Origin of the sequence: Enterococcus sp. ZQ21 (assembly GCF_030053755.1) — a bacterium.
Lineage (GTDB): Bacteria > Bacillota > Bacilli > Lactobacillales > Enterococcaceae > Enterococcus_B > Enterococcus_B lactis.
On the sequence record NZ_CP125658.1, the window covers coordinates 771,890 to 788,022 of the forward strand.

16 protein-coding genes, 1 pseudogene and 1 riboswitch are annotated in these 16,133 nt (G+C 39.1%); of the genes and pseudogenes, 15 read left to right on the forward strand and 2 right to left on the reverse strand.

All coding sequences use genetic code 11. The features are described 5' to 3' along the window. Window positions 1–113 precede the first annotated feature (113 nt). The 3 genes and pseudogenes from eno to QK255_RS03625 all read left to right on the forward strand — a co-directional run bounded on the left by eno (window position 114) and on the right by QK255_RS03625 (window position 3,876). A complete protein-coding gene (gene eno, locus QK255_RS03615) occupies window positions 114–1,412 on the forward strand; it encodes a phosphopyruvate hydratase (RefSeq protein ID WP_002292812.1) in 1,299 nt (432 codons plus the stop codon). A gap of 510 nt (window positions 1,413–1,922) precedes the next feature. Beyond that, window positions 1,923–2,153: pseudogene (locus tag QK255_RS03620) on the forward strand (hypothetical protein); the annotation flags it as partial. 583 nt (window positions 2,154–2,736) lie between these two features. Continuing rightward, window positions 2,737–3,876 carry an ArgE/DapE family deacylase gene (locus QK255_RS03625; RefSeq protein WP_002292809.1) on the forward strand — a complete coding sequence of 380 codons (1,140 nt, stop codon included), beginning with the start codon at window positions 2,737–2,739 and terminating at the stop codon, window positions 3,874–3,876. A 63-nt stretch (window positions 3,877–3,939) separates the two neighbouring features. Here QK255_RS03625 and QK255_RS03630 read toward each other — a convergent pair whose 3' ends face one another. Next, the gene (locus QK255_RS03630; RefSeq protein ID WP_002292808.1) at window positions 3,940–4,515 is read right to left on the reverse strand and encodes an ECF transporter S component; all 576 of its coding nucleotides are present in this window, start codon (window positions 4,513–4,515) and stop codon (window positions 3,940–3,942) included. 4 nt (window positions 4,516–4,519) lie between these two features. Continuing rightward, on the reverse strand, window positions 4,520–5,494 hold the full coding sequence (locus tag QK255_RS03635) for a nucleoside hydrolase (RefSeq protein WP_002292807.1): 975 nt from the start codon (window positions 5,492–5,494) through the stop codon (window positions 4,520–4,522). A gap of 23 nt (window positions 5,495–5,517) precedes the next feature. Next, window positions 5,518–5,562, reverse strand: a riboswitch (PreQ1 riboswitch). 214 nt (window positions 5,563–5,776) lie between these two features. On the opposite strand from QK255_RS03635, the gene QK255_RS03640 reads away from it, so the two are divergent. From QK255_RS03640 to QK255_RS03695, 12 genes are all read left to right on the forward strand, one after another. Then, window positions 5,777–6,745 (forward strand): alpha/beta hydrolase, encoded by a 969-nt coding sequence (locus QK255_RS03640; RefSeq protein ID WP_002292805.1) that lies wholly within the window; start codon window positions 5,777–5,779, stop codon window positions 6,743–6,745. A 112-nt stretch (window positions 6,746–6,857) separates the two neighbouring features. Beyond that, on the forward strand, window positions 6,858–7,136 hold the full coding sequence (locus QK255_RS03645; protein ID WP_002300467.1) for a GNAT family N-acetyltransferase: 279 nt from the start codon (window positions 6,858–6,860) through the stop codon (window positions 7,134–7,136). A gap of 117 nt (window positions 7,137–7,253) precedes the next feature. After that, window positions 7,254–7,490, forward strand: coding sequence for a preprotein translocase subunit SecG (gene secG / locus QK255_RS03650; protein WP_002292802.1), 237 nt, complete (start codon window positions 7,254–7,256; stop codon window positions 7,488–7,490). A gap of 102 nt (window positions 7,491–7,592) precedes the next feature. Next, complete coding sequence (locus QK255_RS03655) at window positions 7,593–8,348, forward strand: alpha/beta hydrolase (protein ID WP_002292801.1); 756 nt, start codon at window positions 7,593–7,595, stop codon at window positions 8,346–8,348. Between the two features lie 2 nt (window positions 8,349–8,350). Then, window positions 8,351–10,708 carry a ribonuclease R gene (gene rnr / locus QK255_RS03660; protein WP_002292800.1) on the forward strand — a complete coding sequence of 786 codons (2,358 nt, stop codon included), beginning with the start codon at window positions 8,351–8,353 and terminating at the stop codon, window positions 10,706–10,708. A gap of 21 nt (window positions 10,709–10,729) precedes the next feature. Then, window positions 10,730–11,194 carry an SsrA-binding protein SmpB gene (smpB, locus tag QK255_RS03665; RefSeq protein WP_002292799.1) on the forward strand — a complete coding sequence of 155 codons (465 nt, stop codon included), beginning with the start codon at window positions 10,730–10,732 and terminating at the stop codon, window positions 11,192–11,194. A gap of 301 nt (window positions 11,195–11,495) precedes the next feature. Beyond that, the gene (gene atpB / locus QK255_RS03670) at window positions 11,496–12,215 is read left to right on the forward strand and encodes a F0F1 ATP synthase subunit A (protein ID WP_002292798.1); all 720 of its coding nucleotides are present in this window, start codon (window positions 11,496–11,498) and stop codon (window positions 12,213–12,215) included. 52 nt (window positions 12,216–12,267) lie between these two features. Next, a complete protein-coding gene (gene atpE / locus QK255_RS03675) occupies window positions 12,268–12,483 on the forward strand; it encodes an ATP synthase F0 subunit C (RefSeq protein ID WP_002292797.1) in 216 nt (71 codons plus the stop codon). A 90-nt stretch (window positions 12,484–12,573) separates the two neighbouring features. Continuing rightward, on the forward strand, window positions 12,574–13,098 hold the full coding sequence (atpF, locus tag QK255_RS03680) for a F0F1 ATP synthase subunit B (protein ID WP_002292796.1): 525 nt from the start codon (window positions 12,574–12,576) through the stop codon (window positions 13,096–13,098). Beyond that, the gene (locus QK255_RS03685) at window positions 13,085–13,627 is read left to right on the forward strand and encodes a F0F1 ATP synthase subunit delta (protein ID WP_002292794.1); all 543 of its coding nucleotides are present in this window, start codon (window positions 13,085–13,087) and stop codon (window positions 13,625–13,627) included. The genes atpF and QK255_RS03685 overlap by 14 nt, the downstream gene beginning before the upstream one ends. 22 nt (window positions 13,628–13,649) lie before the next feature. Then, a complete protein-coding gene (gene atpA, locus QK255_RS03690) occupies window positions 13,650–15,206 on the forward strand; it encodes a F0F1 ATP synthase subunit alpha (protein ID WP_002292793.1) in 1,557 nt (518 codons plus the stop codon). A 13-nt stretch (window positions 15,207–15,219) separates the two neighbouring features. Then, entirely contained in the window at window positions 15,220–16,122 is a 903-nt protein-coding gene (locus QK255_RS03695; protein ID WP_002292792.1) for a F0F1 ATP synthase subunit gamma, read from the forward strand. Window positions 16,123–16,133 lie beyond the last annotated feature (11 nt).

Here is a 16,133-nt window from a genome sequence, read left to right on the forward strand (position 1 = left end):
GGTGAAAATTTGCGAAAAATGCAAGAAATGTTTGCACTAATGAGCAAAATTAACTAAAATCGTATATGAGGGAAATCCCTTAGGAAAAAACAAACTCAAAGGAGAGACAAAACATGTCAATTATTACTGATGTTTACGCTCGCGAGATCTTAGACTCACGTGGTAACCCAACAATCGAAGTAGAAGTATACACAGAAAGCGGAGCTTTTGGCCGCGGAATGGTTCCTTCAGGTGCTTCAACTGGTGAATACGAAGCAGTTGAATTACGTGACGGAGACAAAGCTCGTTATGGCGGTAAAGGTGTAACTAAAGCTGTCGACAACGTAAACAACATCATTGCTGAAGCAATCATTGGCTACGATGTTCGTGACCAAATGGCTATCGACAAAGCTATGATCGCTTTAGACGGAACTCCTAACAAAGGTAAATTAGGTGCGAACGCTATTTTAGGTGTTTCTATCGCTGTTGCACGTGCAGCTGCTGACTACCTAGAAGTACCTTTATACCACTACCTAGGCGGATTCAACACGAAAGTATTGCCAACACCAATGATGAACATCATCAACGGCGGATCACATGCTGATAACTCAATCGACTTCCAAGAATTCATGATCATGCCTGTTGGCGCTCCAACATTCAAAGAAGCTCTACGTATGGGTGCTGAAGTATTCCACGCATTAGCTTCAATCTTGAAAGCTCGCGGATTAGCAACTTCTGTTGGTGACGAAGGTGGATTTGCTCCAAACCTTGGTTCAAATGAAGAAGGTTTCGAAGTAATCATCGAAGCAATCGAAAAAGCTGGCTATGTACCTGGTAAAGACGTTGTTCTTGCTATGGATGCTGCTTCTTCAGAATTCTACGACAAAGAAAAAGGCGTTTACGTACTAGCTGACTCAGGCGAAGGCGAAAAAACAACTGACGAAATGATCAAATTCTACGAAGAATTAGTTTCTAAATATCCAATCATCTCAATCGAAGACGGATTAGACGAAAACGACTGGGACGGATTCAAGAAATTAACTGACGTATTAGGCGACAAAGTTCAATTAGTTGGTGACGACTTGTTCGTAACAAACACTCAAAAATTATCTGAAGGTATCGAAAAAGGAATTGCTAACTCAATCCTTATCAAAGTGAACCAAATCGGTACATTAACAGAAACTTTCGAAGCTATCGAAATGGCTAAAGAAGCTGGCTACACAGCAGTTGTATCTCACCGTTCTGGTGAAACAGAAGATTCAACAATCTCTGATATCGCTGTTGCAACAAACGCTGGTCAAATCAAAACAGGTTCTCTATCACGTACTGACCGTATTGCTAAATACAATCAATTACTACGTATCGAAGACCAACTTGGTGAAGTTGCAGAATACAAAGGTTTGAAATCTTTCTACAACTTGAAAAACAAATAATTCTTTTCTAATGAAGATACATGATCGACCGATTGAAAGATAGACGAGCATGATCACTTAGTTAAGTAATCAGACTCTCTACCTGCTGATTTCAGCAAGTAGAGAGTTTTTTTGTTGTGAAAATCATTTGATGAATAAATCTCTTTTTTAAGAACAGAAAAATCAGGAGAGTACATAAATTATTATAATAACAACTGTTTATTTATATATATTATATAAACCCTATTATATAAATATCCGTATTTGTTAAAAATAACTTATAATTTTATTTTTGTAACTGGCTTCTGTATATAATATTTACAAATATCGATACGAGACAATCGTATCGAAAAAAGTCAGTTATCAAGAGATAACATCGTATAGGACCTTTTAAGGATAGAACAATAAGAGAGGAGGAAGCAGTCTTCGTTTCATTCATATCCTTTTACGCTCGGATAGGATGATTCTCTTCAAAAAGGGGATGGCAATCTTCCTCTTTCGATAAAAATCATTTGAACAGGGAGACAGAAAAATGAAAAAATTTTAGATAATTACAATGATAAAAATTATAAATATGGGATAACTACAAATATTTTTGAGATGGATCCGACTTACTGTTCTAAAATCGTCTGGCAAGCTTATTGGTATGCTTCGGCTGCTGTGCAGGTAGGAGGAATGTATCAGCCGCTTATTGCTTTGCCATACGATCTTCCTGATTATTTTGATGAAAGAGCGATCCATATCTTAACATGGGAGAATTGATGATGAGAAGGAGGATTTCTAAAAAAAGAAATTACTGTTCTAAGATTTTTATTCGATAGGTTTACTGTTAGGGGGTACATGGCTCTATCAATTTCCAATCAAGAAACATATAGCTACACGAGCACTGTATCAATTATTAGAGGAGGAATACCAATTAACCGATTATGATATTTTTATTTCAAGAGTAGTGAAAGATACGAAAAGTGGTAGAGGCGGTGTCAGTATTTTTTTCATGGTAAGGAATAGTTTGTATGAATATGAGTATGACTACTCTATTGAAGAAAATAATTGGCTACGTGGTTATTACGTAAGGAGGGGTAATTATAGATCATGCGATACTCTCATTTTCAATGATGAGGAATAAAATGATTTGACTACAGAAGAACAGTTCAACAAAGTAGCTTCTCTTGTTTTTTTACTTGGTTGGATTTACTAGCGTAGAGGCAAGAATTGGAAAGCCATTTACTTGGAAAAGGGGAATGTGACGCTGCTTTTGTCACGCCCTTTTTTCTGTGGTCTCTCTTATTTGAAAATCTAGGCGTACTCCAATACAATAAAAAGAAACGGCAAAGGAGAAGATTAGATGAAAAAAGAAGAAAAAATTGCGATTTTACAAGAGATTATCCGAATAAAATCAGTGAATGGAAACGAAGGCGAAGTAGCAGCTTATTTGAATAAGCTTTTGGAAAAACATGGCATAATAGGAGAACTCGTTTCTTACAGTAATGGTAGAGATAATCTGATTGCTCAATTCCAAAAAGGGCAATCAGGAAAAGTGTTAGGCCTATCTGGTCATATGGATGTCGTGGCGGCGGGGAATGAATCGTCTTGGACCTATGCGCCCTTTGCAGCAGAAATCCATGGGAATCGTTTGTACGGACGTGGTGCTACAGATATGAAGAGTGGCTTGGCGGCAATGGTGATTGCCATGATCGAACTCAAAGAGTCAGGAAAACCATTTAACGGAACAGTCAAATTATTAGCCACTGTCGGAGAAGAAGTGGGTGAATTAGGTGGGGAACAGCTCACGAAAGCTGGTTATGTGGATGACTTAGATGCCTTGATCATCGGAGAGCCAACCAATTACAGTTTAATGTACACACACATGGGATCAATCAACTATACGGTCATCTCGCACGGAAAAGAAGCGCATAGCTCTATGCCAGACCAAGGCTATAATGCGATCAATCATCTAAATGAATTCATTACGAAAGCAAATGCTGAAATGAATCACCTCGCTGAAGCAATCGAGAATCCCGTCTTAGGAAAAACAATCCATAATGTCACGTTGATCAGCGGCGGAAATCAAGTAAACAGCATTCCGAGCCACGCGCAGCTTCAAGGGAACATCCGATCGATTCCTGAATATCCAAATGATAAAATCATTGCATTACTGCAATCAATCGTCAAGGAATTGAATCAAGAGACAGACTACCATTTGGAATTGACGATCGATTACAACAAAATACCTGTCAAAGCAGATCCAGATTCTCCTTTGATTCATTGCATTCAGCAACAATTCAGTCAGCCATTACCTTTAGTTGGAGCGGCAGCAACCACAGATGCAGCCGAATTTACAAAAGCTGACCACTCCTTCGACTTTGTTGTCTTTGGACCTGGTGTCGTTACTTTGCCTCATCAAATAGATGAGTATGTCGAGCTCGATAATTATTTAGATATGATCGAAAAATATCAAGCTATTATTTTATCCTACTTAGCGTAAGTTTTTTAATAGATGAAAAACAGAGCCAGATGAGCAACTTTTTGCTCATTTGGCTCTGTTTGTTCATCCTATTTTTCTCTTGGAATATATCAAGCGCTGCGGCAACATAGTGATGACTAATGAAACAACGACGACAGATAGCAGACGGTCAAGGTAGTCTGTGCCTGCCTGTACCAAGATCACACTGATGGTTTGATCGAAACCTAACCCATGTAATAATTGGACGATCATGCTAGACCCTGAGGAAGTGATTCCGCCAAATAACTGAACGGTAATGATCGAAGAGACGATCGTTCCAGGTACAGACAAAATCAAAGCGAGTAATAAGAGTTTCAAACGTTTTTTATCTTTGTCGAGATACCTTGGTAAAATCAATCCAGCCAACAAACCTGTGAGGATTTGGATCGGTGAATAATACAGTGAAAAAATATCTGTAGTCACCCCGCTTAATACACCGCTGGATAGTCCTGTCAACATTCCTGGTATGGGACCAAGTAACGCGCCAGCAAAAATCGTTCCAATAGAATCTAGATAGATTGGCAAACGAAGCCATAAAGCAATCGTTCCTCCAACATAATTGATCCCAATACACAAAGCCATCATTGTAAGTACACGAGTTGCCATCTTGTTTTTATTCATTTTGTTAGCCCATCTTTAACCTTTCCAAATCTTTCATAATCGTTTCTTCTTGTGCATTTAAAAGAACGGTTAAAAACTTTTGGAAAAAAAGACGAGTATCTACTTTTGTCATAATTTTACTGTTAGCAGATTTCTGCCAAAATTCATAACGATCAACCAATGTTTGTCCGCGACTTATTCCTTGAGTTTCTACAGCAGTGAAGCTTTTAAAGCCTTCACAGATGGACTCATCGATAAAATAAGCAACAGCTAACGGATCATTGATGACACATCCTAAGATTCTTTCTTGTTTCCAGTGAAAGTCAAAATAAAAACGAGTGATCGCTTTTAGATACTCTCCCTCTTCAGGATTCATTTGGCAGCAATATTCAAGGATAGTCGGTGTCAAGACGATTTCTCTTGTCACATCTAACCCAACCATTTCTATCGGTTGTTTGAGCTTCTCGAATACATAAGAAGCTGCCTCAGGATCACACCAGTAATTGTATTCAGCAACTGGTGAACAGTTACCATGGCTTTTGTAAGTTCCGCCCATTGAGACAAAACGATCCATATGTTTCCCAACAGTTGGGTTGATTTTCAAAACAGAAGCGATATTGGTCAAAGGACCCAAAGCAATGACTGATGTATCTGTTTTTTCTTTGAAATAATCAGCTAGAAAATCAACTGCATGGAGCGATTCTGCCTGTTTTGCTAAGACCCTCGGGAAATTTGTTTCCCCTAATCCATCCAACCCATGAGTGTCTTGCGCACTAATGAAAGGTTGCTTCAAAGGTTTTTCCATTCCTTGATAAACAGGGATATCTAAACGATCACAGCGCTCCAAACATTTCAGCACATTCTGCGTACCGATATCTACAGGGACATTCCCGCAAACGACGGTAATAGCAACTACTTCGATATCAGGGGATTTGACAGCTAGTGATAAAGCTAAAGTGTCGTCGATCCCTGGATCGCAATCAATAATTACTTTTCGCATTATTTCCAATCTCCTTTCTTTAGAGATACTTAGTTTTTTATTCTGGGAAGTTTCCGAACCAGTCCAAGACGAGCGTCTTGTTTATAATGCACGAAATTAGTATACTGGCTTTTATTGTGAATGTAAATGCTCTCTTACAAGTAAATCTATTGAGAAGAACTTTAAGTAAATGATACAATGAAAAGGAAATGGAATTTACGTGTGCCGAAGAAAAAGAATCCTATTGATCGGTATATTGTATAATAAATAGATTATAGTTTGGCAGAAAGCGGCGGGTGTACGATGGTTATTTTTTATTTCATTCTTATTCTGATAATTATAGGAATCAGTTACCATTTTCTTTCTTATTTTTATGCAAAGAAATTAGTAAGAGCGGGAGTACAGAGAGGCTATGACTGGTATGAAGACACTGGGCACCGCTTGATGGATCCTGCTGCAGTCACGTCAGTAGAAAAAAAGCGGCAAAAATTAGAAGAAGAGTGTGAAAGCTTCTGGGAACAAGGAATACCGAAAACGATCAAAAGTTATGACGGGTTGAAACTAGCTGGACAGATGTTCATCCAACCAACTCAGCAGAATAAATGGGTCATTTGTGTACATGATTATCGAAGTACAGGGAAAAGAGATATGTCTCATATAGGTAAAAGATATGCAGAGAAAGGATTCAACGTTCTTATACCCGATTTACGTGCGCATGGAGAAAGTGAAGGAGAAATCATCGGAATGGGATGGCTAGATCGGCTAGATTTAATTGCATGGATCCAACTCATCTTAGATGAACAACCAGATGCCTCCATTATTTTGCACGGCGGTTCGATGGGCGCTTCTACGATTATGATGGCAAGTGGTGAAAAGCTTCCATCTGCAGTCAAAGGATTTATCTTAGACAGCGGATATGTTTCTGTTTATGCGGAATTTCGGTACATGTTAAGTAAAATCACGGTCTTTCCTAAAAAAATGATCATGAGATATGCGAATCACTATGCTCAGAAATACGCAGGTTATTCTTTAAAGCAAGCATCAGCTACAAGACAGCTTGGTAGTAACCATTTGCCTTTGTTAGTCATCCATGGTGAAAGAGATCATTTTGTTCCTACAGAAGCAGCATACACGATTCAAAACGCTACAGCAGGGGATAAAGCATTACTGCTTGTTCCAGAAGCAGAACATTTGGAAGCATCGATGAAAGATCCGAAAACCTATTGGACAGTGATTTTTTCATTTATTGAACAAAGAATAACGATGGATTGATTTTCTCTTCCTTTTTGTAAGCAATCCGAGGATAAATAATTGTTTATAGACCATGAGACTGTTAAAATAAGGTAGGAATAAAAAAATATCAGTTATTTGAGGAGTGCGGCATATGGAAATCAAAGAGGAAAAAAATCGTCTTGCTTTATTCAATGATGAGCAACAAGAAATCGGAGAAATGACATGGTCGGATGCGGGGCCAGACATCATGATTATTGACCATACATTTGTCGATCCAGCATATCGTGGTCAAAAATTAGCTGAAAAGCTAGTGTATACTGGAGTAGAACTAGCAAGACGAGAGGGGAAAAAGATCATCCCTTTATGCCCTTACGCAAAAAAAGAGTTTGAGAAGAAACCAGAGTATCATGACGTCTTACGCCAATCATAATAATAACAGCTGAAAGATTTGCACTTTCAGCTGTTTTTCCATTTATATAGAGTTGTCACGGAGTTTTATCTATGATAAAGTTAAAGAGACGATATCTTTTGGGAAGGAGGCTGCTATATGTATAATTTAATTTTGGGAATCGTGATCGTTTTATCGATTGTTATGGTCATTGCGATTATGATGCAGCCAAGCAAGCAAAATAGTGCAGCGAGTGCATTTACCGGCGGTGCGGATCAACTATTCGGCAAACAAAAAGCTCGCGGCTTTGAAGCTGTCATGCAGCGATCAACTGCAGTCATGGGAGCTGTCTGGATGATCTTATTATTTGTCCTAGCATTTTTATCTTCGAAGTAGTCGAATAAGCCTCTCGCACAACGGCGGGCGGCTTTTTTTATTGCAAAGAGAACGCTTAAGAAGAAGTTATGAAAGAAACTATGGTAAAATGAGGCGAAAGAGGTGAAACGAGTGAAACAATTACCAAAACCCCTTTATGCAAAACATGGAAAACGAGCAGTTTTGCTGCTTCATGCGTACTCAGGAAGTCCAAATGATGTCCGGATGCTCGCACGGTTTTTAGAAAAAGCAGATTATACAGTCTATGCGCCGCTATTTAAAGGACATGGAACGATGGAGCCATATGATATCTTGCAAGAAAAAGCAGAAAGCTGGTGGGCAGATACTAAAAAAGCTATCCATTTTTTACAGTCTGAACAGTTTTCTGATATTGCCGTATTGGGATTATCGATGGGTGGCATCTTTGCTGTACGGGCACTAGAAGAAGAATCAGTAATTGGCGGCGGTTTTTTCTGTTCGCCCCTGTCTCCTGTAGAAACAAACGTGCCTGAAAATTTTGAAAAATATGTACGTCAAGTGCTGAAGATAGCAGGCAAACCAGAAAAAGAAATCAATGAAAAAGCTGTGTCTTACCGCTCGTTAGCTGAACATCAATTAATGGATATACAAGACCAAGCAGCAATCGCAGAAAGTAGACTATCAGATATCCAACAGCCAATATTTTTAGCTCAAGCTGGGAAAGATGAAATGATCGACCCAAATGGTGTATTTGAAACGGCACGCAAATTGAGCCGCCAACGAGTGACACTTCAATGGTATCCTGAAAGCGGTCATGTGATTACAGTTGGCACAGCAAGACGCGAATTAGAAAAAGACGTGTTGGAATTTTTAGAAAAATTACCTTGGAATGAGGAATAAATATGACAAAAGAAACAATAAAAGAGAAAATTCTCTTTTTCATGGAAAGCAGTCGCAAACGTAGTTTTTCTATGGAAGAAATCGCTGAAGGTCTAGGCTTTCAAAAAAGCGATGATTTTAAATTACTAGTACAAACGATTGCTCAAATGGAAAGAGAACAGAGTATCGTTTTCAATAAAAAAGGAAAAGTCGAACTTCCTTTAAAACCGATCTTGGTCGAAGGGACATTTCGGGCAAATGAACGAGGATTTGGATTTGTAACGATTGATCCCGAAGAAGATGATATCTATATCCCGAAAGAAGCGACTGGCTTTGCAATGAATGGGGATACCGTAGCAATTGATATCATGAAGCGAGCAAATACAGATATGGATCGCGGAGCAGAGGGAAAAGTAGTGGAGATTCGAGACCGAGCGACTACTCAGTTAGCCGGAGAATTTGTTGCTTATTCAGACGAAGAGATACAGGAAACGGATCTTTATGGTGTGGTCATCCCGAAAGATAGAAAGCTTAACCAATTCAAAGTGTATGCAGCGGCAGAGGGAGTTCGTCCAGTTGACGGAAGTATTGTATTGATCGAACTGACCCATTACCCTGAAAAAGGGTATGCGACTAGTTTAGAAGGGATAATCAAGCAAGTGATTGGTCATAAGAATGACCCTGGCATGGATATCCTCTCGATTGTCGTGGCTAACGGTATTCCTACAAAATTTCCTGATGATGTGTTGTCTGAGGCAGATGAAGTTCCAGACCAGATCAGCGAAAAGGATATTGTTGGACGCAGAGATTTAAGAGATCAGCTCATTGTTACGATTGATGGAGAAGATGCAAAAGATCTAGATGATGCAGTGACGGTCAAAAAATTAGAAAATGGTAATTATTTTCTTGGAGTACACATTGCAGATGTATCTTACTATGTGACGCAAGGCAGTCAACTGGACAGAGAAGCATACGAAAGAGGAACAAGTGTCTATTTGACCGATCGAGTGATTCCGATGATCCCACAACGTTTATCTAATGGTATCTGTTCATTGAATCCCCATGTTCCACGACTCACCATGAGTTGTGAAATGGAGATCGATCCACATGGACAAGTTGTCTCTCATGAGATTTTTCCAAGTGTGATCCAAACAACAGAACGGATGACCTACACAGCTGTCAATCAAATCTTAGAAGATCAAGATGAAGAAACGATGCAACGTTATGCTCAGCTCGTGCCTATGTTCCAAGAAATGGGTGAGTTGCATCGAATCCTTGAAACGATGCGAATCAAACGTGGAGCGATTTCTTTTGAGGATCGTGAAGCGAAGATCCTTGTTGATGCTGAAGGACACCCAAATGATATCCAGCTAAGAAGCAGAGGGATAGGTGAACGCTTGATCGAATCCTTTATGCTTGCTGCCAACGAAACGGTAGCTGAACATTATAATAAATTAAATCTTCCGTTTATTTATCGAATCCATGAACAGCCAAAAGAAGAAAAAATGCAGCGCTTCTTTGATTTTGCTTCAGCTTTGGGCATTCTGGTACGAGGAACGAAAGGAACGATCACACCGAAAGATTTACAGCATGTGATCGAAGGAGTAGAAGATAAACCAGAAGCGGCAGTTATCAATACTATGTTGCTCAGAAGTATGCAACAAGCACGCTATTCAGAAGACAATTTTGGGCATTATGGCTTAGCAGCAGATTACTACACACATTTTACATCTCCTATTCGACGCTATCCCGATCTGATCGTCCATCGGCTGATCCGTTCCTATAGCCAAGATAAAAGTGAAAGCAATCAAAGTTTATGGGCTGAGGAACTTCCTGAAATCGCGGATCATAGTTCTAAGATGGAGCGTCGCGCAGTAGAAACAGAACGTGAAGTAGATGCGATGAAGAAAGCAGAATTCATGATGGACAAAGTGGGAGAAGAATTCGACGGGATCATCAGCTCTGTTGTGAAATTCGGACTGTTTATCGAACTACCGAATACAGTAGAAGGATTGATCCATATCAATGAATTGAAACAAGACTACTTCCATTTTATTGAAAATCATTTAGCGCTTGTAGGTGAAAGAACTGGTCTGACTTTTAAAATCGGACAAAAAGTGCGCGTAAAAGTAGTCAAAGCTGATCCAGATGAACGAGCAGTGGATTTTGAACTCGTTTCCGCAGAAGAGGTCACTGCGTTGGAACGTCCAAAAGCACGCAATGGAAAATCTGGAAAACGAGAAGGAAAACAAGCAGGCAAACGCTCAGAAAAAAATGGCAAGAAGAACAAACGATATAGTGATAGTAAGCAAACGTTCGGTAAGAAAAAAGGGAAAAAGCCATTTTACAAAGGTGTCAAAAAGAAGAAAAAGAAAAAATAAAATGAGTTGGAGGAAACAGCTATGCCAAAAGGCGAGGGAAAACTAATTGCACAAAATAAGAAAGCTCGCCATGATTATTCGATCATCGACACGATGGAAGCAGGGATGGTCTTGCAAGGAACGGAGATCAAGTCGATACGAAACAGCCGGATCAATCTGAAAGATGGATTTATTCGCGTCCGCAACGGGGAAGCTTTCTTGCATAATGTTCATATCAGTCCTTATGAACAAGGAAATATTTTTAATCATGATCCGTTGCGCACGAGAAAACTATTATTGCACAAGAAACAAATCGTTCGTCTTGAAAACGAATTGAAAAACACGGGAATCACTGTTGTTCCTTTAAAAGTCTATATTCGTAACGGCTATGCCAAGGTATTGATTGGTCTGGCAAAAGGGAAAAAATCGTATGATAAACGGGAAGATTTGAAACGAAAAGATATCGATCGACAAATTGATCGAACATTAAAAAATTTCTCTAGATAATTTCATTATCCTTTTTCGCATATTCGGTGCTTTTGCTTTTACTTAATGATAAAATTTGTTAGCATTTAATCTGATAAAACATGATTATCACAGGTTTTTTCTTAGATCAGGAGCACCGTGCATGGGGAAAAATTCGTTTCGTTTTTGACTGAAATAAAAAAGTGTCTAATTTTCATGAAAATGTTTTGAATTTTCTGTTTCATGGTGGTATGATACCGTGTGGTTAGAAACCGATTGGAAAAAACCAGATACGCACATGAATTGATTTTATGTGAATTTCGGGGAAAAGAGGTGAAATGGATTGGATGAACGCTCGCTAACGTTCCACATTGGACCAATTTGGTTTGATGGTACAGTTTGTATAATGGTGTTACTGACCTGTTTGATTGTTTTCTTCTTAGCTTACTTTTTTACAAGAAATCTTAAGTTGAAACCAACAGGCAAACAAAATGCGATAGAATGGATCATTGATTTTAGTCGAGGAATCGTAACAGATAATCTGCCTAGAAAAGAATTGAGCAATTTCCATTTGTTGGCATTTACATTGTTTTTATTTGTTTTTGTTGCAAACAACATCGGTTTAGTAACAAAAATCGTCTTACCTAACGAAACAACACTTTGGAAAAGCCCGACAGCAGACCCGTTTGTTACTTTAACTCTGGCATTTATAATGATCTTACTTACTCACTTATTCGGGGTGAAAAAGTTAGGCTTCAAAGGATATTTCGTAAATTCGTTCTTGAAACCCTATAGTTTTATGTTTCCGATGAAACTGATTGAAGAATTTACAAACTTATTAACACTTGCTTTACGTCTTTATGGGAATATTTATGCGGGGGAAGTTTTGCTAACCTTGATTGCAAAAATGATGACAAGCTTAGGCTGGTTCTCATTACCATTAGCAATTCCATTAGAGATGGTCTGGATCGCGTTCTCCTTGTTTATTGGGAGCATCCAAGCATTTGTCTTTGTTACTTTGTCAATGGTTTATATGAGCCATAAGATTGAAGTAGAAGAATAATACTCGGTTAAAAAACAAACTACTATTTATCTATTTTAGGAGGAAAACAATTATGAATTATATCGCAGCAGCAATCGCAATCATGGGAGCAGCAATCGGAGCCGGTTATGGTAACGGTCAAGTTATCTCTAAAACAATCGAATCAATGGCTCGCCAACCTGAAATGTCTGGTCAATTCCGTACAACAATGTTTATCGGGGTAGCTCTAGTTGAAGCTGTTCCTATCTTAGGGGTAGTTATCGCCTTGATTCTAGTTTTTGCCGTTTAATTGAATCAGTATTAAGGCAGAAACAACATCGTTTGTTACTGCTTTTTTACATGGAAACTAGAAATACTCCAAAGAAAGGAAGGCTCGCCTATGCTGAATCAATTGGCAATTGCAGAAGTTGGCAATGCGATGTTAGGTAATATCATCGTTGTCAGCGGCTCATTTTTGATACTACTGGCTCTCTTGAAGCACTTTGCTTGGGGACCAATCAGCGATATTTTGAAAAAACGTGAAGACAAGATCGCCAATGATTTAGATTCTGCAGAACAATCTCGCATCAACTCAGCGAAAATGGAACAAGAACGCGAACAACAATTGTTAGCCTCTCGTTCTGATGCAGCTGATATCATCAAAAATGCGAAAGAAAGTGGAGAATTAAGCCGCCAAAATATTTTGAAGGATGCTCAAGAAGAAGCAGCTCGTCTAAAAAGCAAAGCCCAAGCTGATATCACTGTAGAACGTGATTCAGCGCTGAACTCTGTAAAAGACGACGTTGCAGAACTCTCTCTTCAAATCGCGGAAAAAATCTTGAACAAAGAATTATCTCCAGAAATGCATGAATCATTAATCAATCAATACATTGAAGGTCTAGGTTCTTCAAATGAAACTAGATAAATATACAGTAGGAAGACGTTACGGGAAAGCTTTATTTGAACTGGCGATCGATTCAAATCAAGCAGAAGAAATCTATCAAGATCTCGTAAGTTTACGTCAAATCTATGAACAAGTACCTGGATTAGGAAATATGTTAAGTGATGTTCGTCTAGAACCTCATGAAAAACGAGAAATCATGGACAAGCTTGTCAGCGGTTATGATGGGATCGTTAAAAACTTTTTAGAAGTTGTTTATGAGTATAACCGAATGGATGACCTTTTGTTCATGATCGAAGAATATGAACGTCGATATGATGAACATCAAGGGTTACTATTGGGAAGTGTCACAACAGCAGTCCCACTTTCAGACGAACAACGAATACAATTAGAAAAGAATGTTGCAAAAACAATGGACTATCAATCAGTTGAATTAAAACAAATCGTTGATTCTTCTATTATTGGTGGCGCGATTGTTGAAGCCAACCATCGAGTAATCGACGGAAGCATTCGCACGCAATTAGAAAAAATGCGTAATCAATTAAACAGATAGTACAAAGAGGTAGGTGAATCGAATGGCCATCAAAGCAGAAGAAATTAGTGCCTTGATTAAAGAACAAATTGAAAATTATCAAAACGTGCTTTCAGTCGAAGAAATCGGTACCGTAACTTATGTAGGTGACGGGATCGCTCGTGCACATGGTTTAGAAAACGCGATGAGTGGTGAGTTGCTTGAATTTTCAAACGGCTCATACGGAATGGCGCAAAACTTAGAGTCAAATGATGTAGGTATCATTATCCTTGGCGATTTCGAGTCCATTCGTGAAGGAGATAAAGTAAAACGAACAGGTAAGATCATGGAAGTTCCAGTTGGAGAGGCCTTGATCGGTCGGGTAGTCAATCCGCTAGGTCAACCAATCGACGGACTAGGTGAAATCGTTACTGACAAAGCTCGTCCAGTAGAAGCGATGGCACCAGGTGTTATGCAACGTAAATCTGTTAACGAACCAATGCAAACAGGGCTAAAAGCAATCGACGCCCTTGTGCCAATCGGACGCGGACAACGTGAATTAGTCATCGGTGACCGTAAAACAGGGAAAACTTCTATTGCGATCGATACGATCATCAACCAAAAAGGTCAAGATATGATCTGTATCTATGTAGCAATCGGACAAAAAGATTCTACAGTTCGTACACAAGTTGAAACATTGAAAAAATATGGCGCAATGGATTACACAATCGTTGTGAATGCCGGTGCGTCTCAACCAGCACCATTGCTTTATATCGCACCATATGCTGGTACTGCAATGGGTGAAGAATTCATGTACAACGGTAAACATGTATTGATCATTTTTGATGATCTTTCAAAACAAGCTGTTGCTTATCGTGAACTTTCCTTGCTACTTCGCCGTCCACCAGGTCGTGAAGCTTATCCTGGGGATGTTTTCTACTTGCACTCACGTTTATTAGAACGTGCAGCAAAATTAAGTGATGATCTAGGCGGCGGTTCAATGACTGCTTTGCCATTTGTTGAAACACAAGCTGGAGATATCTCTGCTTATATCCCAACAAACGTTATCTCAATCACTGACGGACAAATCTTCTTAGAAAGCGACTTGTTCTACGCGGGTACTCGTCCAGCGGTTGATGCCGGACTATCTGTCTCTCGTGTAGGGGGTTCTGCGCAAATCAAAGCAATGAAAAAAGTTGCTGGGACTTTACGTCTAGACTTAGCAAGTTATCGTGAATTAGAAGCATTTACACAATTCGGTTCTGATTTGGATGCGGCAACACAAGCAAAACTAAATCGTGGACGCCGTACAGTAGAAATCTTGAAACAAAAACTGCATGCACCGCTAGCTGTTGAAAAACAAGTAGTGATTTTGTATGCCTTGACACATGGATTCTTGGACAGTATCCCTGTAGACAGTATTTTAGACTTCGAACATGAATTATTCGAATATCTGGATACCAATCATTCAGATATTTTTGAAACAATCCGTACAACAAAAGATCTTCCAGAAGAAGAAACGTTGAATAGTGCGATTCAGGAATATAAAGACATGTTCTTAGCTACAAAAGGAAATAATTCCTCTACAGAAGATAAATTGAAATCCATTCAAAATGCATAGTGAGGTGAGATGAATGGGTGCTTCATTAAATGAAATCAAGACACGTATCGCTTCAACGAAAAAAACGAGCCAAATCACGCGGGCAATGCAGATGGTGTCTGCTTCTAAGTTGACAAAATCTGAAGCTTCTTCACAGAAGTTTCAGGTTTATGCAACAAAAGTAAGAGAAATCGTTACGCATTTGACTGCTACTCAGTTAAATGATATTGCCTCAGAAAATCCTAGAGGGGATATCAATTACAACAGCATGCTGCTCAGCCGTCCTGTGAAGAAAACCGGTTATATCGTCATCACTGCAGATGGCGGTCTGGTCGGTGGATATAACAGTTCGATATTGAAACAAACGATGTCTATTTTAGAAGAAGACCACCAATCACCCGATGATTACGTGATGATCGCAATTGGCGGAACTGGTGCAGACTTCTTTAAAGCACGCGGTATCAACCTAGCATATGAGCTGCGCAATTTATCTGATCAGCCAAGCTTTGATGAAGTCCGCAAAATCGTAAATATGGCAACAACTATGTACCAAAACGAAGTATTCGATGAATTATACGTATGTTATAACCATCATATCAATTCGCTAACTAGTCAGTTTCGTGTAGAAAAAATGCTGCCAATCTCAGACTTAGATCCAGAAGAAGCAACGACTTTCGAACAAGAATATATTTTTGAACCTTCAAAAGAAGAAATCTTGTCTCAGTTATTGCCTCAGTATGCTGAAAGTTTGATCTACGGTGCGATCGTTGACGCCAAAACAGCAGAACATGCTGCTGGTATGACAGCAATGAAAACAGCAACTGATAATGCTGCTAATATCATTGATGAGCTGACGGTTTCTTATAACCGTGCAAGACAAGGGGCTATTACCCAAGAAATTACCGAAATTGTTGCCGGAGCTTCGGCACTAGAATAGTATTGAGATTG